Annotated in this window: 19 protein-coding genes; 12 read left to right on the top strand and 7 right to left on the bottom strand. The window is 65.2% G+C overall.

The genetic code is table 11. From position 1 onward, the window contains the following. Window positions 1-216, top strand: a 216-nt coding sequence (locus tag ACCC97_RS14555; protein WP_413333459.1) for a TetR/AcrR family transcriptional regulator C-terminal domain-containing protein, incomplete at its 5' end; no start/stop codon positions are given. 69 nt (window positions 217-285) lie between these two features. Here ACCC97_RS14555 and ACCC97_RS14560 read toward each other — a convergent pair. Then, window positions 286-420 carry a hypothetical protein gene (locus ACCC97_RS14560; protein WP_413333461.1) on the bottom strand — a complete coding sequence of 45 codons (135 nt, stop codon included), beginning with the start codon at window positions 418-420 and terminating at the stop codon, window positions 286-288. A 217-nt stretch (window positions 421-637) separates the two neighbouring features. Between ACCC97_RS14560 and ACCC97_RS14565 the strand changes: the two genes are divergently transcribed. The 5 genes from ACCC97_RS14565 to ACCC97_RS14585 all read left to right on the top strand — a co-directional run bounded on the left by ACCC97_RS14565 (window position 638) and on the right by ACCC97_RS14585 (window position 6,135). Further along, entirely contained in the window at window positions 638-1,534 is an 897-nt protein-coding gene (locus ACCC97_RS14565; protein ID WP_413333463.1) for a LysR substrate-binding domain-containing protein, read from the top strand. An 80-nt stretch (window positions 1,535-1,614) separates the two neighbouring features. Continuing rightward, window positions 1,615-3,609, top strand: coding sequence for an aconitase family protein (locus ACCC97_RS14570; RefSeq protein WP_413333465.1), 1,995 nt, complete (start codon window positions 1,615-1,617; stop codon window positions 3,607-3,609). A 94-nt stretch (window positions 3,610-3,703) separates the two neighbouring features. Next, complete coding sequence (locus tag ACCC97_RS14575; RefSeq protein WP_413333537.1) at window positions 3,704-4,621, top strand: Bug family tripartite tricarboxylate transporter substrate binding protein; 918 nt, start codon at window positions 3,704-3,706, stop codon at window positions 4,619-4,621. Window positions 4,622-4,625: 4 nt separating this feature from the next. Continuing rightward, window positions 4,626-5,459, top strand: a complete 834-nt coding sequence (locus ACCC97_RS14580; RefSeq protein WP_413333467.1) for an isocitrate/isopropylmalate family dehydrogenase — start codon at window positions 4,626-4,628, stop codon at window positions 5,457-5,459. A gap of 4 nt (window positions 5,460-5,463) precedes the next feature. Next, complete coding sequence (locus tag ACCC97_RS14585; protein ID WP_413333469.1) at window positions 5,464-6,135, top strand: glutathione S-transferase family protein; 672 nt, start codon at window positions 5,464-5,466, stop codon at window positions 6,133-6,135. 429 nt (window positions 6,136-6,564) lie between these two features. On the opposite strand, the gene ACCC97_RS14590 is transcribed toward ACCC97_RS14585, so the two are convergent. Beyond that, on the bottom strand, window positions 6,565-8,256 hold the full coding sequence (locus ACCC97_RS14590) for an AMP-binding protein (protein WP_413333471.1): 1,692 nt from the start codon (window positions 8,254-8,256) through the stop codon (window positions 6,565-6,567). 15 nt (window positions 8,257-8,271) lie between these two features. Further along, window positions 8,272-8,862: a 2-hydroxychromene-2-carboxylate isomerase gene (locus tag ACCC97_RS14595; protein WP_413333473.1), complete on the bottom strand. Its 591-nt coding sequence runs from the start codon at window positions 8,860-8,862 to the stop codon at window positions 8,272-8,274. Between the two features lie 161 nt (window positions 8,863-9,023). On the opposite strand from ACCC97_RS14595, the gene ACCC97_RS14600 reads away from it, so the two are divergent. Both ACCC97_RS14600 and ACCC97_RS14605 read left to right on the top strand, forming a co-directional pair. Further along, the gene (locus ACCC97_RS14600) at window positions 9,024-9,764 is read left to right on the top strand and encodes an SDR family oxidoreductase (RefSeq protein ID WP_413316049.1); all 741 of its coding nucleotides are present in this window, start codon (window positions 9,024-9,026) and stop codon (window positions 9,762-9,764) included. Between the two features lie 7 nt (window positions 9,765-9,771). Further along, entirely contained in the window at window positions 9,772-10,758 is a 987-nt protein-coding gene (locus ACCC97_RS14605; protein ID WP_413333475.1) for an NAD(P)H-dependent flavin oxidoreductase, read from the top strand. Window positions 10,759-10,808: 50 nt separating this feature from the next. On the opposite strand, the gene ACCC97_RS14610 is transcribed toward ACCC97_RS14605, so the two are convergent. Genes ACCC97_RS14610 through ACCC97_RS14620 form a run of 3 tightly spaced genes read right to left on the bottom strand, consistent with a single transcriptional unit; the run spans window position 10,809 to window position 15,317 of the window. Then, window positions 10,809-12,329 carry an AMP-binding protein gene (locus tag ACCC97_RS14610; protein WP_413333477.1) on the bottom strand — a complete coding sequence of 507 codons (1,521 nt, stop codon included), beginning with the start codon at window positions 12,327-12,329 and terminating at the stop codon, window positions 10,809-10,811. A 9-nt stretch (window positions 12,330-12,338) separates the two neighbouring features. Next, window positions 12,339-14,117, bottom strand: coding sequence for an acyl-CoA dehydrogenase C-terminal domain-containing protein (locus tag ACCC97_RS14615; protein ID WP_413333479.1), 1,779 nt, complete (start codon window positions 14,115-14,117; stop codon window positions 12,339-12,341). Between the two features lie 15 nt (window positions 14,118-14,132). Beyond that, window positions 14,133-15,317, bottom strand: a complete 1,185-nt coding sequence (locus ACCC97_RS14620) for an acetyl-CoA C-acyltransferase (RefSeq protein WP_413333480.1) — start codon at window positions 15,315-15,317, stop codon at window positions 14,133-14,135. A 299-nt stretch (window positions 15,318-15,616) separates the two neighbouring features. Between ACCC97_RS14620 and ACCC97_RS14625 the strand changes: the two genes are divergently transcribed. From ACCC97_RS14625 to ACCC97_RS14640, 4 genes are all read left to right on the top strand, one after another. Continuing rightward, the gene (locus ACCC97_RS14625; RefSeq protein WP_413333482.1) at window positions 15,617-16,207 is read left to right on the top strand and encodes a TetR/AcrR family transcriptional regulator; all 591 of its coding nucleotides are present in this window, start codon (window positions 15,617-15,619) and stop codon (window positions 16,205-16,207) included. A gap of 48 nt (window positions 16,208-16,255) precedes the next feature. Beyond that, window positions 16,256-16,729, top strand: a complete 474-nt coding sequence (locus ACCC97_RS14630) for a MarR family winged helix-turn-helix transcriptional regulator (RefSeq protein WP_413333484.1) — start codon at window positions 16,256-16,258, stop codon at window positions 16,727-16,729. 211 nt (window positions 16,730-16,940) lie between these two features. Next, a complete protein-coding gene (locus tag ACCC97_RS14635) occupies window positions 16,941-17,816 on the top strand; it encodes an integrase core domain-containing protein (protein ID WP_413333486.1) in 876 nt (291 codons plus the stop codon). Between the two features lie 73 nt (window positions 17,817-17,889). Further along, window positions 17,890-18,165: a hypothetical protein gene (locus tag ACCC97_RS14640; RefSeq protein ID WP_413333488.1), complete on the top strand. Its 276-nt coding sequence runs from the start codon at window positions 17,890-17,892 to the stop codon at window positions 18,163-18,165. Window positions 18,166-18,203: 38 nt separating this feature from the next. On the opposite strand, the gene ACCC97_RS14645 is transcribed toward ACCC97_RS14640, so the two are convergent. Further along, window positions 18,204-18,959 carry a phosphatase PAP2 family protein gene (locus ACCC97_RS14645; protein WP_413333490.1) on the bottom strand — a complete coding sequence of 252 codons (756 nt, stop codon included), beginning with the start codon at window positions 18,957-18,959 and terminating at the stop codon, window positions 18,204-18,206. Window positions 18,960-19,180 lie beyond the last annotated feature (221 nt).

A 19,180-nucleotide genomic window follows, 5' to 3' on the forward strand; every position in this document is an offset into this window, starting at 1 on the left:
GTGAACGACGCGCTGGCTGCATACCTGCGCCGTGCCAACTCGGCGGGCACGCTGAAGGTGCGGAACCCGCTTCAGGCAGCGGACCTGTTCCTGTCGATGTTCCTGGGCTCCGGGCACATCCGCGGACTGCTGAAGCTCGAGATGCCGGATTCCCGGGAAAACAGGGCTCTTCTGCGCGAGGCTGTACGGGTCTTCATGGCGGCGTACGGCGCGTAGGCTCCCCGATTCGGCCTGAGGTCGCGAGCACTTGGCGCCAAGCGAAGATCTGGACGCCGGTCCCGTTTCTCACTCGTCGGTGCCGGCGCCTTCCTGCCCTTCAACACCTTCCGCCTGCTCGGTTTCCAGCGTGAGCTGGCTGATGTACCAGAGCAGCCACGCAGCGGTTTCGTCCTTGGCCGATGCCGTACTCCTTGAATGCATCCCCGAAGTCGTGACTGGCGTACTGGGCGGCCTGAGTCGCTTTGCTTTGAAAGATCAATCTTTCCCTGCTTGCCCGGATGACACTTGAACCACGCCATTCGCAGCGCATCGATCACGATCTCGCGCGTCATGTCCTCCTCGCGAACGGTGCTTCGCACTTGCAGGGTAGGAGGCGACGCAGCAAATCCGTGTGCCACACTAGGCAGCCCACCAAGCGATGAAGCCCGTGAACCGTCGAATCGATTCCTACAGCATCAGGTTGTTCGTAGCGGCGGCCCGCGCCGGCTCCATCGTCCGTGCTGCTGCAGCGGAGAACATCGCACCTTCGGCCTTGAGCCGGAGGATCGCGGACCTGGAACATGCCTTCGAGACGCCGCTGCTCGTGCGGTCGCCACGTGGCATTGCACTCACCGATGCCGGCAGGCTGGTGCTGGCGCGGGGCGAACGCCTCGACGACGAACTGCAAGCCTTGTTGCGCGAAGTGCAGAGCGAAGGCGGCGAAGTGCGGGGCAGGGTGCGCCTTCATGCCAACATGTCCTCCGTCATCGGTTTCCTGCCCGAGCGCCTGCACCGCTTCATGGAGGCATATCCGGGCGTGGAGGTCGCCCTGCGCGAGGAAGACACGCGCGACGTGCTGCGCTCCTGTCTGGATGATCGCGCCGATGTCGGTGTGGGTGTCGACGTCGCGGTGCCGGCGGGCATGGATGCCTGGCGCTTCGCCTCCGACCCGTTGCTCGTGGTGCTTCCCTCGGGGCATGAATTGGCGGCCTTGCAGATCGTCACGTTTGCGCGTGCGCTCGAATTTCCTTTGGTGGGCATTCACCAGGGCGGCGCGATGGACCGATCCCTGAACGAGCGCGCCGCAGCATTGGGCAGGCGTTTCAATCCGAAGGTGACGGTCAGCAGCTTCGATGCCGTCTGCCGCATGGTGGAGGCGGGCCTCGGCATCGCCGTGGTGCCTCGAAGTGCCGTGACGGCTTATGCGGGGACCGACCGCTTTGCCAGGCGTCCGCTGGCGGAAGAGTGGGCCGACCGCGTCCTGAACATCTACGCCCTGCGCAAGACCCCGCAGCCTCGCGCAGTTGCAGCCCTGATCGAGAGTCTGCGAGGGTAATCACCGATCTCGCGGATGGCGAGATCCCCTGTGCCGAGCGAGCGCTTTATGGCGCTGCCACGGCCCGCGAACATCGGGGCATGACAGCCTCCACGCCAGCCGCCGCCAGCGCCGAATGCATCCGGTTCGACCCGCGCGTCCTCTTCCTGAGCTGTTCAGCACGCATGGTCGAGCTGAGCTTGAAGGGCGAGCGCCTTGAACTCGCCGACGCGTCGCCATTGCGTGACGATGTTTCGACGGACGAGATCACGCCGCTTCCGATCCTCACGCACTACGACGACAAGCTGGGGCGCTACCCCTACACCGGCTTCAAGGCGGGCGAGGCATTCCCGATCGGCACCGATGCCATCCGAGCGTCGGGCATCGAGGTCGTGGTCGCGGGCAGGCGCTATGGCAAGGGCTCCTCGCGCGAGCACAGCCCCACCGCCGAGAAGGCGGCCGGCGTGCGGCTGGTCATCGCCGAAGGCTTCGAGCGCCTGTACCGGCAGAACGCCGACAACATCGGCCTGTTCACCTCGACCGACTTCGGCCTGGTCGCGCGCGTCCAGGCGGGCGAGGCGATTCCGGTCGACGACCTCGTGGCCGGCCGCGACGCGTTGGCCGCGGCGATCCTGAAGAGCGGCGGGCTGCTGAGGTTCGGCCAGCGATTCATGCGCGACATCACGGTGCCGCCCAAGACTCAGGGCGCGCGTCCGCGCACGCTGTTCGAGAAGATCGTGGCGCGCCACGCGCTCGCCACCGAACTGACGCAGGCGCATCCCGCGCCGGGCGTCGGTGCCTTCGTGCGCGCCGACCTTCGCTTCATCCACGAGTACTACACCGGCATGGCCGCGCACATGCTGCACGCCACCTTCGGCCGGCCGCTGGTGCTGCACGACGCCGATTCCATCGTCGTCTTCGAAGACCACACGTCCTATGTCGAGGAGAGCCCCGCGCACGTGCGCGGCGGCCTGGTGCCGAATGTGCATCGCATGGTCGAGGCGCAGCGCGAATTCGCGGCTGCCTACGGCTTGCGCTCGCACCGCACACTGACGGAGGAACAGGCTGCGAAGGACGACGGCACCAACGTGGCCGGCATCTCGCACGCGATGGTGGCGGAGCACTATGCGCTGCCGGGCCAACTGGTGGTGGGCACGGATTCGCACACGCCGCACAGCGGTGCCCTTGGTTGCGTGGCCTTTGGCGTGGGAACCACGGACATGGCGAATGCCTTCGTGACGGGAGCGGTGCGGCTGACGGTGCCGCAGTCCCTGAAGATCGTGCTGGATGGCTCGCTTGCCCCTGGCGTGACCGCCAAGGACGTCGTGCTGCATCTGCTCGCGCTGCCCTTCGTGCGCGACGGCGGCGGGGTGGGCAAGGTGTTCGAGTTCACGGGTGAGGTGGTGCGGCGCGCGACCACCGACGAGCGCGCCACGCTCACCAACATGACGGCGGAACTCGGTGGCTTCACCGGCCTGGTCGCTCCCGATGCGGAGACCGCGCGCTTCCTGCGCGAGCGCCGCGGCATCGGTTTCGAAGTCGAGCCCTGGATGCGCAGCGACGACGGCGCGGTCTACGCCAGGACGCTCCACGTCGACTGCACGCAGCTTTCCCCCATGGTCGCGGCACCGGGCGATCCCGGCAACGGCCTGCCGCTGGCGGCGGTCGGCGAGCGGGTGCGCATCGACATCGCCTACGGGGGCTCGTGCACGGCCGGCAAGCGCGAAGACTTCGACCATTACCACGCGGTGCTCAGGTGGGCGGTGGACCGCGGACTCAAGGTCGCGCCCGGGGTGGACCTGTATCTCCAGTTCGGGACCACCGCGGTACGCGACCATTGCATTGCAGCCGGGTACATGGATGCGTTCGAACGCGTGGGCGCGCGCATTCTTCAGCCCTCCTGCGGCGCTTGCGGCAACTGCGGGCCGGGTGGTTCGGTGCGGGCCGACCAGGTCACCGTGAGCGCCATCAACCGCAACTTCCCCGGCCGGGGCGGCCCCGGAAAAGTCTGGCTCGCCAGCCCGCCCACGGTGGCGGCCAGCGCGATTGCGGGCGAACTTGTTTCGTTTGCCGAGCTCCAGGCGCGCCATCCATGAATTCCAACAAAGCAAGAGAGACAAACCCATGCATGCACATTTCCTCCGGAAAACCATTTCCGTTTCTTTAGCGGCAGCGTTGCTTGCCACGTCCTTGTTCGCCGCCGCGCAATCCTCGAATGCCGACCGGCCGATACGGCTCGTCGTTCCACTGGCCGCAGGTTCGACGGTCGATGCGGTCGCCCGCGCAGTCGCACCGGCCTTCGGACGCGCGACCGGCCATCCGATCGTGGTGGAGAACGTCGTCGGCGCTGGAGGAATTCCGGGCACCGCACAGATCGTGAAGGCACCCAGGGATGGGCTCACGCTCGGCATGGTGTCGTCCAACCATGTCATCAATCCAGGCATCTACAAGACGATTCCCTACGACAGCATGAAGGACATCACGCCCATCGCGGTACTGGCCACGGTGCCGGTCGTGCTGGTGGTGAACAACGCGCTTCCGGTGAAGAGCGTGAAGGAACTGCTGGCCTATGCGAAGGCCAATCCCGGCAAGCTCAACTACGGGTCCGCCGGCAACGGGAGCGTGCTCCACCTGGCGGGGGAACTGATGGTGAGCGAGACCGGCATCGACATGAAGCACGTGCCCTATCGCGGCACTGGACCGCTCATCACCGATCTGATCGGCGGGCAGGTGCAACTCGCGTTCGTTTCGATCTCGCAGGTCGCCCCACAGGTCAAGGCCGGGGCACTGCGCGCATTGGCGGTGTCGACGCCGGCGCGCTCCGCGGCCTTGCCCGACGTGCCGACGATGATGGAGTCGGGTGTGCCCAAGTACAGCTTCGACGCCTGGATTGCCTTGATCGGTCCGGCCGGTTTGCCCAAACCCGTGGTCGACGGCTATGCCGCGGCGGTGCAAGAGGCCTTGGTATCGCCGGAAGCAAGAACCGTCATCGCCGGCCAGGGGCTCACGGTCCTGAACACGGGGCCTGACCTGGCGCCAGCCTTTTTCCAGTCCGAGTTGGCGAAGCACCAGAAGCTGGTGAAGCAGTCCGGCGCCACACTGGACTGAGGCCATGCCGGCATTCAGGATCGCGATGCTGCCAGGCGAGGTCGTCGTTCCGCCGGATCTGGCGCGGCTCTCGCCGTTGCGTGCCGAACGCGTCGCGGGCACCGACCTGCTGGTGGTGCGCGAGCTGAACGGAGACGTCTACACCGGTCTGCCGCGCGGCCAGCGCAGCGCACCGGACGGGGCTTTCGAGGGACAGCGGGAAGGGTTCGACACGATGCGGTATGCGGAAGAAGAGGTGCGCCGCATCGCGCGCGTCGCCTTCGACATGGCGCGCTCGAGACGCGGAAAACTCGCGAGCGTGCACAAGGCCAATGTGCTGGAAACGTCCGGCCTCTGGCGTTCGGTGGTGGGCGAGCTGGCAGCGCAGTACCCCGACGTGGAACTCACGCATCTGTACGCCGACAACGCGCTGATGCAGCTCATCGGGCGTCCCGCATCCTTCGACGTCATCGTGGCGGGCAACCTCTTTGGTGATCTCCTGAGCGACGCGGCGTCGGCGCTGACAGGATCGATCGGGTTGTCGGCATCGGCGATGCTGGGAGAAGGCGCCAAGGGCATGTTTGAGGCAGGGCATGGTACTGCGCTCGACATCGCCGGGCAGGATGTCGCGAATCCGATCGCCTGCATCCGCGCCTTTGGGCTTCTGTTGCGCCACTCCGCGCGCCGGCCCGATCTTTCCGCGGCCATCGAGGCTGCGATACGCTCGGTGCTCGGCCGAGGCTACCGAACCGCGGACATCCAATGCAGCAGCGCTCGGCTGGTTGGAACGGCGCGCATGGGTGACCTCATTGCCAACGCTGTAAAAAGCGGACCGACACCCGCCATTTCCGAGCACTGAAGCCATGATCACCCTGCACCATTGCGTGAGCGCACGTTCGTTTCGTCCCTTGTGGATGCTGGAGGAACTCGGGATTCCGTACGACCTGAAGATGATGCCGTTCCCGCCTCGCGTGCTTGCCCGGTCGTACCTGGAGATCAACCCCCTGGGGACGGTACCGGCCATGATCGACGGGACTGTTCGCATGACAGAGTCTTCCGCAATCTGCCAGTATCTGGCGGCGCGCTTCTCACCGGGAAAGCTTGATGTCGGCGTCGATGAGCCGGCCTTTGGCGCCTACCTGAACTACCTGCATTTCGGCGAAGCGACCTTGACGTTCCCGCAGACGCTGGTGCTGCGCTATCTGCACTTCGAAACGGGCGAGCGGCGTCAGCCCCAGGTGGCCCATGACTACGGCAAGTGGTTCCTCGCGAGGTTGCGGACGCTGGAACCCCTCTTAGTGGAGCAGGAGTTCCTCTGTGCGCATCGTTTCACTGCCGCCGATGTTTCGGTCGGCTACGCGCTGCTGCTGGCCGAGCATCTCGGCCTCGACCAGCAGTTCACGCCTTCGGTTCGCGCCTACTGGGAACGCCTGCAGGCGAGGCCTGCTTACCGGCGCGCGATGGTGACCCAGAACGGTGCCGCCATCTCGCAGGGGGTGCCCACAATTGCGTCGCCCGACATCAGGGCCGAATAGCTGGGTTGCACGTCGGTGTTCGGGCGGGCGCAAACATCTGGTGCCGTGGCGACCGACAAGCATCTTGGCCAGCAGGTTTCGGTCGCCGTGCGAGGCTCCTCAGCAGCATGAGTTTGGCAAGAGCCGGACCATTGGCCTGTCAGTCACTCACGAGAAGATCAAAGCCCTCGCTGGTCAACCGGTGCGGCTCGTCATCCAGCACGGCCAGAATCATCATCGACCACTTGTCCGCGATCTGGTCGAACAAAGCTCGACTTGGACACTCTGAAGAAAAGCATTCCGGCGTGGGCAAACGACGCAAAGACAAAATTTTCTAGCGAGGTCGTGCCGAAGTACCGGGGATTCGATGAAGGTATGGGCCGGTCCTCATCTTCGAATCGTGATGTTGTTCGTTCGAACGCCGCGCCCCGACGACGTCGATTCAGCTACTCATCCGGCGACTTCAACCTTGGGTGCCGCGTCCGTGGCACCGCCGGAAATTGGCCTCAGTTCTTTGCGCAGAATTTTTCCCACTGCTGATTTGGGCAGCGACTCGAGGAACGTGATGTGGCGAGGCACCTTGTATGCGGCAAGGAGCTTGCGGCAATGCGCTTCCAACTCTTCCGCCCTCAGCCCAGGTACGCGGCGAACGACGAAGAGATGGGGGGCCTCCGCCGAGCGCTCGTCAGGCACCCCGACGCAGGCGCATTCGAGCACGTCTGGGTGCATGGCGACCACGCCTTCGATTTCGTTCGGGTAGACATTGAAGCCAGAGACCAGGATCATGTCCTTCTTCCGGTCGACGATGTACATCAAACCTTGTGCATCCATGGTGACGATGTCGCCGGTCTTGAACCAGCCATCCGGCGTGAAAGACCTGCGCGTTTCCTCCTCGCGGTTCCAGTAGCCCGCGAAGACCTGCGGGCCCTTGATCAGCAACTCGCCGGGCGTGCCGAGCGGCACTGGTTCGCCCGCCTCGTCGACGATGAGAACGTCGGTTGACGGCACTGGCGCGCCGATGGTGCCGTTGCGCCCCGGCGCATTGAAGGTAACGCTGGGCGACGTTTCAGTAAGCCCATAGGCCTCGGTGATGGGTGGGCCGCCGGCCGCAACCCACTTGGCTGCAACGGCCGACTGGATCGAGGCGCCGGCGCCGATGACCACGTTGCAGCGGGAGAAGTCGATGCCGGGCAACTCGGGCAACGCCACCAAGGCATTGAACATCGTGTTGACGCCGATCAGCATGTCGAAGGGCGCGCGCTCGAGTTCGGCGCAAAGCGCCTGGGCGTCGCGCGGATTGACGACCAAGCGGTTGTGAGCGCCGCTGGCAAGGGCCGTCAGAGCCATGCCGAGTGGAAAGATGTGATACAGCGGCAACGGCGTTACGATTTCGAAGTTGTCGATGTCGAGTGCCAACCCCAGCCATGACCGCATCTGCAGCGAACTGGCAAGCACGCTGCGGTGTGTCAGGCAAGCGCCCTTGGAAACACCCGTCGTGCCGCCGGTGTACTGCAGAAAGGCCAGGTCGGAGGGGCGCACGTGCTCGCTGGCGAAATCGGCGTCCGGTAGCGCGGCGGTCGCGTCGCGCAAACCGACGACGCGAGGTTCATCGTTCGCAGCTGGCGCACCTGCATCGCCGCCCGTCGCGAACAATGCCTGCTTCACCTGTTGCATCGGCACGGTCATGACATACCGAAGCTGTGTCTGGCCGAGGACCTCGGTGACCACGCCCATGAACGGCTCGGCAGCCACCAGTGCGGACGCCCCCGAATCGGCCAGTTGGTATGCCAGCTCGCGTGCCGTGTAGAGCGGGTTCATGGTCACCCCCACCATGCCCGCGCGCAGGACGGCGGCCAAAGCCACGGGGTAGATGAGGTTGTTGTGCAGCAGAAGGGCGACCCTGTCACCGCGCTTGAGCCCGGCTGCTTGCAGGGACCGCGCGAGCAGCGCCGACGCATGCTCGACCTGCGCGAAGGTCAGCGATTCTCCGGCGCAGGTGACGGCCGTCCTGGTACTGTGCTTCGTGAACGCACGTTCAAGCAAGGTGACGAGGGATTCACTGTCGTCCAGGACGATCTCGCGGGGAAGCCCTGCGGGGTAAGAGGCATGCCAGGGTCGGTGTTCCATGAGTTTTTCCTTCATGCGGTTGGCGGCGACTCAGGACAGGGCTTCGCGAACGAAGTCCATGCGGTCCTGCCCGAAGAACATCTGATCGCCGACGAAGAGCGTGGGTGCACCGAACACGCCGCGCTCGACCGCTTCCTGCGTCGTGGCCTTCAGCGCGGCCTTGATCTCGGCGTCCTGCGTCAGGCGCTCGATCTCGGCGGGATCGAACCCGCCCTCGGCCAGAATGCGGGCCGTGAGCTGCGCATCGTTCAAGTTGAGCGCGTCGATCCAGAGCGCCTTGAACACGCAGCCCAGCAATTGCTGCAACTGCTCGGGGCGGCGCAGCTGAATGCCTGTAACCGCGCGCATGAGGAACAGCGTGATGACCGGGAAGTGCGGATTGCCCTGGAACGGCACGCCATAGCGGCGCGCATGGCGCTCGTAGTCCATCTGAGTATAGCGCCCCTTGACGGGAATGTTGGCCGGCGAGGCGTTGCCCGTGGCCTGGTAGACGCCGCCCAGCAGCATTGGCCGGTAGACGAGGTCGGCGCCATGGCTGGCGCACAGGCCGGGCAACTGCGTCCATGCCAGATAGGACGAGGGGCTGCCGACATCGAAGAAGAAATCAACTGACTTGCGCATTCACGGGCTCCTTTTAGTTAACGAACGTTTGGTTAACGGAAGCTATGTGATTGCCGCGCTCACGTCAACGGGGGTTTCACTGGACTTCCTTCTTGATTGACAAGCGAACGTTCATTGATTAACGTGCGATGACTTAACGAACGTTTTTTAAAGGAGAACGCATGGACCCAACAGCCAACCAACGCGGTGTGGCCCTCGTCGTCGGCGCAGGCGACGCCACCGGCAGCGCGATCGGAGCGCGCTTCGCCCGAGAGGGCTACGTCGCGTGCCTGACTCGGCGCTCGGCTGACAAGCTGGAGCCGGCCGTCCAACGCATCCGCGCCGCCGGCGGCCAGGCGTTCGGCTACGGCAGCGATGCGCGCAAGGAGGAAGAGGTCGTCGCCCTCGTCGACCAGATCGAGAAGGAGCACGGCCCGATCGAGGTGATGGTCTTCAACATCGGCGCCAACGTGCCCAGCAGCATCCTGGAGGAGACGGGGCGCAAGTACATGAAGATCTGGGAGATGGCCGCCTTCAGCGCATTCCTGAATGCACGCGAGGTCGCCCGCAGGATGGTCGCGCGGGGACGCGGCACGATTCTCTTCACCGGCGCGACGGCGGGGACTCGCGGTGCAGCGAATTTCGCGGCCTTTGCAGGCGCCAAGCATTCCCTGCGCGCACTGGCCCAGAGCATGGCGCGCGAGCTCGGCCCGCGCGGCATCCACGTGGCGCACATCGTGGTCGACGGCGCCATCGACACGGAGTTCATCCGCAGCAACTTCCCCGAACGCTATGCGCTCAAGGAGCAGGACGGCATCCTGAATCCCGAGCACATCGCGGAAAACTACTGGTACCTGCACACCCAGCCTCGAGACGCCTGGACCTTCGAGATGGACCTGCGCCCCTACATGGAAACCTGGTGAAAGACACATGAAAACACGCATCACTGAACTCTTCGGCATCCGCCACCCGATCATCCAGGGCGGGATGCACTACGTCGGCTTCGCGGAACTCGCCGCGGCGGTCTCCAATGCCGGCGGGCTCGGGCTCATCACGGGCCTGACCCAAAGGACACCCGAGCTCTTGGCCAAGGAGATCGCCCGCTGCCGCGACATGACGGACCAGCCCTTCGGCGTGAACCTGACGTTCCTGCCAACCCTGTCTTCGCCGCCGTACCCGGAATACATCGCGGCCATTGCGGAGGGGGGCGTGCGCATCGTCGAGACGGCAGGGCGCAGCCCCGAGGCCTACATGCCCGCGATCAAGAAGGCCGGCATCAAGGTGATCCACAAGTGCACGTCGGTGCGGCATGCGCTGAAGGCCGAGGCCATCGGCTGCGACGCCGTGAGCGTGGACGGTTTCGAATGCGGCGGCCACCCGGGCGAGGACGACCTGCCGAACATGATCCTGCTGCCGCGCGCGGCCGAGGAGCTGAAGATCCCGTTCGTCGCCTCCGGCGGCATGGCCGATGCGCGCAGCCTGGTGGCGGCGCTGGCGCTGGGCGCGGAGGGCATGAACATGGGCACGCGCTTCGTGGCCACACAGGAAGCGCCGATCCACCAGAACGTGAAGGACGCCATCGTGGCGGCCACCGAGCTGGACACGCGGCTCGTGATGCGCGGCCTGCGCAACACGGAGCGCGTGCTGACCAATTCATCCGTGGAGCAGCTGATCAGGATCGAGAAGGAAAAGGGCGCCGACCTCAAGTTCGAGGACATCATCGACCAAGTCGCGGGGGTCTATCCGCGCGTGATGTTGCAAGGCGAGATGAATGCCGGCGCCTGGAGCTGCGGCATGGTGGTCGGCCTGATCCGCGACATTCCGACGGTGCAGGAGCTGATCGATCGCATCATGGAAGAAGCCGAGCAGCTGATCGTGCAGCGGCTCGCCGGGTTCCTGGAGCCTGCGCTGGCCTAACCTTGGGCATCCGCCGGCTCGCTGCGAAGCGGGCCGGCGACTCGCACCCTCTAGGCCAGGTAGCGATCGCGCAGCAACTTCTTGTAAAGCTTGCCGGTCGCGTGCCGGGGAAAGTCGGACTCGAAATCGATGCTTCTCGGCACCTTGAGCGGACCGAGCAACTCGCGGCAGCGTGCCTTCAGCGCCTCGGCGACGGCCGGGCCCGTGAAATCCGGATGCGCCGGCTGGATGACGGCCTTGATCTCTTCGCCGTACTCGTCGTTCGGCACGCCGAAGACCGCGGCATCGGCAACGCGGGGATCCTGCAGCAGCACGTCCTCGATCTCTTGCGGGTAGATGTTGACGCCGCCGGAGATGATGACGAAGTCCTTGCGATCCGTCAGGTAGAGGTAGCCTTCGCGATCGAGATGGCCGATGTCGCCGAAGGATCGCCAGCCCTGCGGACTCGTCGCTGCGCGGGTCTTGGCGGGGTCGTTCCAATACTCGAACTGCGCGTCGCTCTCGAAATGGACGTTCCCGGTTTCGCCCGGCGGCAGCTCGCGGCCCGCGTCATCCAGGATGTGCAGGATGCCGTCGGTCGCGCGCCCGACCGAGCCCTTGTGATCGAGCCATTCGCGCGAGCTGATGGCCGTGGCTCCGATGCCTTCGGTGCCCGAGTAGTACTCATGCAGGACCGGACCCCACCAGTCGATCATCGCCTGCTTGACGTGCGCGGGGCAGGGCGCCGCGCCATGGACAGCGTGGCGCATGGAGGCCATGCTGTAGCGGCTGCGTACCTCCGCTTGCAGGTGCAGCAGGCGGTGGAACATGGTCGGCACCCAGAGCGAATGGGTGCATCCGAAGTGGGCGATGGCGGCGAGCGCGCGTTCGGCATCGAACTTCGCCATCACGATGCTGGTGGCGCCGGCATGGATGGCCGCCGACAGGAACCGGTTGGGTGCGCTGTGATACAGCGGCGACGTGGACAGGTAGACCGCGGAGGCGTCGAGCGCGAACGAGCGCGCCACCGCGGCGTTGCGGTTGTCCACCGCATCGAAGGCGCCTTCGAAGGGCGGCTTGCGCACGCCCTTGGGCCGGCCGGTCGTGCCCGATGAATACAGCATCTCGCGGCCTGGCGCGGGCGTGGGCGGCAGGCCGTCCGGCGCAGCGAGAAAGTGCGTCTCCCAGCGTTCCATAGCTGTATCCGCAAAGCCGATGCCGATGCGCTGTGCGCCGCTGAGATCCAGCGACGAGGCCGTTTCGGCGCTCATGCAGGCCGACGACACGACGGCGACCGATGCCCCCGAATCCTTGACGATGTACTCGAAGTCCGCGGCCGACAGCCGCGTCGAGGCGAGCACGTAGTACAGCCCGATGCGTTGCGCGCCGAGCGCGAGAAAGAGCAACTCCGGCGCGTTCTCGATGCACAGCACGATGCAGTCGCTGCGTTTCAGGCCGAGCGACAGCAAGGCGTTGGCCGCGCGGTTCGCCTCGCGTTCGAGCTGCGAGAAGCTGAACGCCTCGCCTGATTCGAGAAAATGCACCGCCAGCTTGCCGGGCGTGGCGGCTGCGAAGCGGCTCAGGTGGTACATGCCGCGGGTTCAGAAAAGATCGACGGCCGGTTCCATCAATGCGGACGAGCCCGCCCGGATCTCGCCGCACAGCGCTGCCGTCTGCGGCAGCAGCCGCTGGAAGTAGAAGCGGGCCGTGGCAATCTTCGACGCATAGATCGGGTCGGTGGAATCGGCGTTCCTGAGCGCCACCTCGGCCATGCGCGCCCAGCTCCAGGCAAGCGCCAGGTGCCCGACCAGGCGCAGATAGGGCGCAGCAGCCGCGCCTGCGGCGTGCGGGTCTTGCGCCGAAGTGTCCACCAGTTCGCGGGTGAGCTGCGTGATGTCGGCGACCAGCCCGGCGAGCGGCTGCGCGAACTCGCGCATCGCCTCGCGCGGGCTGCAGGCCTCGGCAAATGCGCCGGCCATGTCCAGGAAGACGCCCATCTGCCGGCCCTGGTCGGCCAGCACCTTGCGGCCGAGCAGGTCCATGGCCTGCACGCCGTTCGTGCCCTCGTAGAGGCCCACGATGCGCACGTCGCGCAGATGCTGCTCCACGCCGTTCTCGCGGATGTAGCCGTGCCCGCCGAACACCTGCATCGCGAGCAGCGTGCATTCCACCGCGAGGTCGCTCGACAGCGCCTTCACGAGCGGGGTCAAAAGGCCCAGCAGTTCGGCCGTCTCGTTGCGCTTGGCGGCGTCGGGATGAAGACGCTGAAGATCGCTGAGCTGCGCGGCCCACAGTGCCAGGGCGCGCGCGCCCTCGATGTTCGCCTTCTGCGTGAGCAGCATCCGGCGCACGTCGGCATGCCCGATGATTGGGTCCGCTGCTTCGCTGGACGATCTGGCGCCGCTGGCGCGGCCCTGCAGGCGCTCCTTCGCATAGGCCAGGGCCTTCTGGTAGGCCGCTTCCATCAGGCCGATGGCGATCACGCCGACCAGCACGCGCATGTGATTCATCTGCACGAACATGCCCGCCAGCCCCTTGTTGGGCGCGCCCAGCAGCCAGCCGGTGGCACCGTCGAAGTTGATGGTGCAGGTCGAGTTGCCGTGGATGCCCAGCTTGTGCTCGATGGAGCCGCAGACCACCGCATTGCGCGCGCCGGCCGTGCCGCTTGCATCGGGCAGGAACTTGGGAACGATGAAAAGAGAGATGCCCTTCACCCCGGGCGGCGCATCGGCGATGCGCGCGAGCACCAGGTGCATGATGTTGCCGGTCAGGTCCTGCTCGCCGCCCGAGATGAAGATCTTGCTGCCGGTGATGCTGTAGCTGCCATCGGGCTGCGGCACGGCGCGCGTGCGCATCAGGCCCAGGTCGGTGCCCGCGTTGGGCTCGGTCAGGCACATGGTTCCGGCCCACTCGCCCGAGGCGATCTTCGGCAGGTAAAGCGCCTTCTGCTCCTCGGAACCGTTGGCCGCCACGTTCACGTAGGTGGCGTGCGACATGCCGGGGTAGGACGACCACGCCATGTTGGCGCCGCCGAAGACTTCATAGACCGCATTGGCCACGACTGAAGGAAAGCCCTGGCCGCCGAACTCGGGGCTGCACGCCAGGCCGGCCCAGCCGTTCTTGGTGAACTCGTCGTACGCTTTCTTGAAGCCGGGCGGGGTCTGCACCACGCCGGGCGAGGGCATGCTGCACCCGTGCTCGTCGCCGGGCCCGTTGAGCGGTGCGATCACCTCGGATGCGAACTGGCCGGCCGCGGCGAGCACCTGGTCGATGGTTTCGGCGTCGAACTCCGGCTGGCCGCAGGCCTCCAGCATGGCCGGCACTTGGAGCACCTCGTGGAGCACGAATTGAATGTCCCGCATGGGAGCCTGATAAGTCATCGTGATCTTCCTGTCTCAAGCCACTTCGAACAAGCCCGCGGCGCCCATGCCACCGCCGATGCACATCGTCACGACGACGAAGCGCGCACCGCGCCGCTTGCCTTCGATGAGCGCATGCCCGACCAGCCGCGAGCCGGTCATGCCGTAGGGGTGGCCGATCGTGATGCCGCCGCCGTTGACGTTCAGCTTTTCCGGATCGATGCCCAGGCGGTCGCGCGAGTACAGCACCTGGCAGGCAAAGGCCTCGTTCAGTTCCCAGAGGCCGATGTCGCTCACCTTGAGCCCGTGGGTCTTCAGCAGCTTGGGCACGGCCAAGACCGGGCCGATGCCCATTTCTTCCGGCGCGAGCCCGGTCACCGCGATGCCGCGGTACGTGCCCAGCGCCTTGAGCCCGCGGCGCTCGGCGACCGCGCGCTCCACCAGCACGCAGGCCGATGCGCCATCCGACAGCTGGCTCGAATTGCCCGCGGTGATCACGCCGCCTTCGACCACCGGCTTGAGACTGGCAAGGCCTTCGAGCGTGGTGTCGGGGCGGTTGCCTTCATCGCGGTCCAGCGTGACGTCGCGGTAGCTGATCGTGCCCGTCTGCTTGTCGGCCACGGCCATGCGCGCCGTGATCGGCACGATCTCGTCATCGAACAGGTGGCGCTCTTGCGCCAGCGCGGTGCGGCGCTGCGCTTCCGCGGAATAGGCGTCCTGCGCCTCGCGTGAAATGCCGTACTTCTTCGCGACGATCTCGGCCGTGTGGAGCATCGGGATGTAGGCGTGCTGCACGCGCGCGATGAGCTGCGGGTCGGCCTCTTCACCCACCCACTTGACGAACGGGTTCTGCACGGAGGAGATGTTCTCCTGCCCCCCGCCCACGGTCACGTCCATGCCGTCGACGATGATCTGCTTGGCCGCCGTCGCGATGGCCATCAGGCCCGAGGCGCATTGCCGGTCCATGGTCTGGCCCGGCACCGACTGCGGCAGTCCCGCCGCGAGCGCCGCAAGGCGTCCGATGTTCATGCCCGCGGTGCCGGCGGCCATCGCGCTGCCGATGACCACATCCTCCACCTCGCTGGGATCGACGCCCGCCCGCTGCACGGCGTGCTGGATCGCATGGCCCATCAGCGTGGGCGACTTGATGTTGTTCAACGCGCCGCGGAAGGCGCGGCCGATGCCCGTGCGTGCGGTGGAAACGATGACGGCTTCTCTCATGGTCGGACTCCAGGGGGTGGCTAGACAGGTTGGCGCATCGGCTCGCGGCAGCCGAGCGGCTCAGGCGCAGGGCGGGCGGCGGCCCCTCATCGCCGTCGCTTCGCTCGCCTTTCTTTTAAATAGAGATCGTTTAATAAACGATAGTGGACTATAGATTTGCGGCGAGGGCAGCGTCAACACGCTCGAGCAGGTTTCCAGCAGGGGGAAACCCTTGATATGGAGCACAATGGAATCACGACCGTTTATCAAACGAGTGGCATGCTATGATGAACGCCTCCACGATCTGCAGAGGCCCGCTCATGCGCTATCCGTCCACCCACAAAGAGGAAACCCGCAAGAAACTGCTCGCGAATGCCCGTGCCATCGCCAAGAAGGGCGGCTTCGGTACCACCGGCGTCGATGAATTGATGGCGAGCATCGGCCTGACCGGGGGCGCTTTCTATGGACACTTCCCGTCCAAGGAGGCGCTGTTCGCCGAACTGCTCGAACATGAAATTTCCAACAGCACCGACATGCTGGCCGGAGACCGCGACTCGCCGCCCGACCACGTCGCCAAGCGGTTGCGCAGCTACCTGAGTTCGTACCACGCGCTGCATCCCGAAACCGGCTGCGTGCTGCCGGCACTGGGGCCCGAGATCGCCAGGGCCGGGCCCGAGGTGCGCGGGGCGGTCGAAGAGGGCCTGAAGCGCCTGCAGAAGAGCTGGAGCTCGCGCATCGGCGACCCCGATGCGGCATGGGCGCTGATTGCCCAGTGCGTGGGGGCGCTGGTTCTGTCCCGCGCGGTGGAATCCGAGCGCACGCGCAAGGAAATCCTGGCCTCGAGCCGCCGTTTCATCGACCAGACGCATGCGCTGGATGAGGCTTCCACAAAGCCGTCCAAAGTGTCCTGACAGCCGAAGCCGATGTTGTCCAGGCGCGCCACTCCCGCGCGTGCGCCAATGCAAACGCTCCCTGCGCCGCAGACGCACGTGATCGCTGCCGCGGGCCTTCAGCGGTCAGCCTGTACCGACACCAAGGCGCATCAGCTCGCCCGCGTGATCAGGCAGCACTATGATGCGGAACTCAGCAAAGTCGGTCTCAGAATCACGCAGTACCGGTTGTTGATGGAAGTCCTGGCACACGGGCCGGTGCGCCCCTGCGATCTGGCCGAGACGATGTCGCTCTCTCCATCAACGCTGACACGCACTCTCAAGCCCCTTATTTCGACAGATTGGGTGGATCTTGGGCCGGGGACTGACGGGCGCACTCGGAGCTTGCGTATCACCGCTGCGGGCCGCGATAAATGTGCCGAGGGCATGCCTCACTGGAGCATGGCCCAAGCCAAAGTCCATCAGTTGATTGGGAGCCGAAATGCCAGCGCACTGCATGCGCTCATCGGGGAGTGCTTGATGCGCATTTCAGCAGCGGAATGAATGACATCAAGCCATGTCCCGGATTTGCGACGTCGGGGGAAGTGGATGTTGAGGGTGTGCTCGATCCGGGAACTAAAGAAGGCTTCGGCCACTATTTGAAAGCGGCCGACTAGCTGTGAAGCTTCAATAGGTTGTATCCGGTGTTCATCCGGATTGGGTTTGAGAGACTGGAAGTCGCCAAACACCCAATCCACTCAGGACGCCCAACCGGATGAACACCCATAAGCATGCCCGACTTACCTTTGCCCGCCGATTCGAGATGGTCAAGCAGATGACAGTGGAGGGCTTGGATGCCGTGCGAGCCGCAGCCGCACACGGCGTCACCGCGCCCACGGCCAGGAAGTGGCTCGGTCGCTATCTGGCCGGCGGCGAAGCCGCCTTGGCCGATGCGTCCTCCAGGCCCACGCGCTCTCCCAGGGCCATCGATGCAGGAAAGGCCTTGCTCATCGTCGAGCTGCGCAAACGTCGAATGCTGCAGGCTCGCATTGCGCGCAGCGTGGGCGTCTCGGAATCCACGGTCAGTCGCGTTCTGGCGCGAGCGGGCATGTCCAAGTTGAGCGACCTGGAGCCTGTCGAAGCGGTCGTGCGCTACGAAAGTCGGGGGCAGCGCACGGCCGCGCAAGCGCATCGCCTCGGTGCGCCCGCGCGTTCACACGCCGTTCAAGGCGAATACACCCGCGAGTGCCTGGCCATCGATGTGGCCGGAGCCATCCGGTCCAAACGGGTGATCGAGGTGCTCTCGCGCCTGGTCAGCTTGCACGGTGCGCCGCTATTCATGCGTTCGGACAACGGGCCGGAGTTCGTCAGCCAGGCCATCCTGGAGTGGATCTCAGGCTCTGGGATCGCCACCGTGCTCAACGATCCCGGTAAGCCTTGGCAGAACGGCACCGACGAGAGCTGCAACGGCAAGTTCCGCGACGAGTGCCTGTCCATCGAGTGGTTCCGCTCGCGCCGCGAAGCCGCCGTTCTGATCGAAGCCTGGCGCAATCACTACAACGAGGTACGTCCCCACAGCAGCCTGCAGTACTTGACCCCGGCGCAGTTCAAACAGGAACTGCGCCAAGACCTGCAACCCGCCGTCTTCTAGGAATAACTGTCTCGACTAAACCGAGCAGGTCACCACGCCGGCCGGGCGTTTCGTCTCGGAACCCGGGGTCAACTTGCAGGGCGAAGACGTCGTTTGGGTCGACTACGACGCAGCAGTGTCCATGCATCGAGTGCGGACAAGCAACAAGGCCGAGCGGCGATTGGAGCGACTTGCATCGACGAACGCAGAAGATCACCGTATCTCCTATGGATGCATCAATGTTTCAGCGCTTTTCTACGACACGCATGTGAAGCCGCTGTTTGGCAATGCGCATGGTGTGATTTACGTTTTGCCAGAGCGAAGGCCGATGCGCGAGTACTTCACGTTCCTGCCGGATGGCGATAGATGACGCGTCGACCCCGGAACCTGCCTGGCCGCGCTCAACGATCATCTGTCCAGGTCGAGCAACGCGCGCAGTTCCTTTCGGGCGGCGGCGAAATCGCGTTGATACGCGGGATTCTGCTGAATCAGGACGGCGATCATCGTCGCCAGGCGACGACCCGCTTCGGTATCGCTAGGGTAGTGAACGCCACCGAGGACGCGGTTTTCGCCGAACTCGCTGGCACGCTCAAAGATTCGTGTACGCTTTTCCGGAACCATGTCGGCCAGCACGATCCCGGCGAGGTAGGCAAAGGTCGAGTGACCACTCGGGTAGGAGCCGCTGGAAGAATACCGTGCCACCGGTTGAATGCGCTGATCGAACAGCGGAGGCCGCGTGCGCTGCCATTTTTCCTTTCCCTGCTTGTTGAGACTGCTTTCGGTTCTGTACAGCGTCTCGAACAGCTGGGCGGTCCGCGGCAGGTCTTCCTTCCTGAACCGCTCGCCCATCACGTCGGAAAAACGAAAAATACTTTGTTCTAGGTCGGCGATGGATCGTTCCGCCTGCGCCGGCGTGCGCAGCTGCTGCAGCACGAGCATCTGCTCAATTTCGCGTCGAGTGAACGTTTCATCGGGAGGTGGTGCCAGGAAGCGCGTGGTGTCTATCTGCGCTGGATCGAGGTAGGTTTCGTCCTTGACCGGCGAGGCGATGGTCTTCTCGTAGACCCGCGGCACGCCGGCCGGCGGCGGCACTTGCGTCGTGCAGCCGGTGAACAAGAAGGCGACAAGGGATAGCCAGCAAAGCTGGCGGGTGATGATGCGCATTGAGTATCTCCGTTCGTTGTGCGGAGCGACCGCGGATCGGGCGTCCGGCATGGGCAGGACGACCGGGTTCACGGTGCGCGCCCGGTGTGATAGCCCTCGTCAACCGTGGTTGGGGCGGCAGGCGACGCAAAAATAGCAGAGCAGGTGGCATCCTTCCAATCACGTCTTCTGATGACGGCCATAAGGCCATCGCGCTCGGTGCGCTCGGGTCGAGATCAAAG

It is taken from the genome of Variovorax sp. Varisp85 (genome assembly GCF_047304045.1).
Classification (GTDB): domain Bacteria; phylum Pseudomonadota; class Gammaproteobacteria; order Burkholderiales; family Burkholderiaceae_C; genus Variovorax.

Coding starts and splice junctions, on each gene's coding strand:
- ACCC97_RS14625 (WP_413333482.1), top strand. CDS start 15,617: ATGCGCTATCCGTCCACCCACAAAGAGGAAACCCGCAAGAAACTGCTC.
- ACCC97_RS14590 (WP_413333471.1), bottom strand. CDS start 8,256: ATGAAGGAAAAACTCATGGAACACCGACCCTGGCATGCCTCTTACCCC.
- ACCC97_RS14605 (WP_413333475.1), top strand. CDS start 9,772: ATGAAAACACGCATCACTGAACTCTTCGGCATCCGCCACCCGATCATC.
- ACCC97_RS14635 (WP_413333486.1), top strand. CDS start 16,941: ATGAACACCCATAAGCATGCCCGACTTACCTTTGCCCGCCGATTCGAG.
- ACCC97_RS14585 (WP_413333469.1), top strand. CDS start 5,464: ATGATCACCCTGCACCATTGCGTGAGCGCACGTTCGTTTCGTCCCTTG.
- ACCC97_RS14630 (WP_413333484.1), top strand. CDS start 16,256: ATGCAAACGCTCCCTGCGCCGCAGACGCACGTGATCGCTGCCGCGGGC.
- ACCC97_RS14620 (WP_413333480.1), bottom strand. CDS start 15,317: ATGAGAGAAGCCGTCATCGTTTCCACCGCACGCACGGGCATCGGCCGC.
- ACCC97_RS14570 (WP_413333465.1), top strand. CDS start 1,615: ATGACAGCCTCCACGCCAGCCGCCGCCAGCGCCGAATGCATCCGGTTC.
- ACCC97_RS14600 (WP_413316049.1), top strand. CDS start 9,024: ATGGACCCAACAGCCAACCAACGCGGTGTGGCCCTCGTCGTCGGCGCA.
- ACCC97_RS14565 (WP_413333463.1), top strand. CDS start 638: ATGAAGCCCGTGAACCGTCGAATCGATTCCTACAGCATCAGGTTGTTC.
- ACCC97_RS14580 (WP_413333467.1), top strand. CDS start 4,626: ATGCCGGCATTCAGGATCGCGATGCTGCCAGGCGAGGTCGTCGTTCCG.
- ACCC97_RS14560 (WP_413333461.1), bottom strand. CDS start 420: ATGCATTCAAGGAGTACGGCATCGGCCAAGGACGAAACCGCTGCGTGG.
- ACCC97_RS14615 (WP_413333479.1), bottom strand. CDS start 14,117: ATGACTTATCAGGCTCCCATGCGGGACATTCAATTCGTGCTCCACGAG.
- ACCC97_RS14595 (WP_413333473.1), bottom strand. CDS start 8,862: ATGCGCAAGTCAGTTGATTTCTTCTTCGATGTCGGCAGCCCCTCGTCC.
- ACCC97_RS14610 (WP_413333477.1), bottom strand. CDS start 12,329: ATGTACCACCTGAGCCGCTTCGCAGCCGCCACGCCCGGCAAGCTGGCG.
- ACCC97_RS14645 (WP_413333490.1), bottom strand. CDS start 18,959: ATGCGCATCATCACCCGCCAGCTTTGCTGGCTATCCCTTGTCGCCTTC.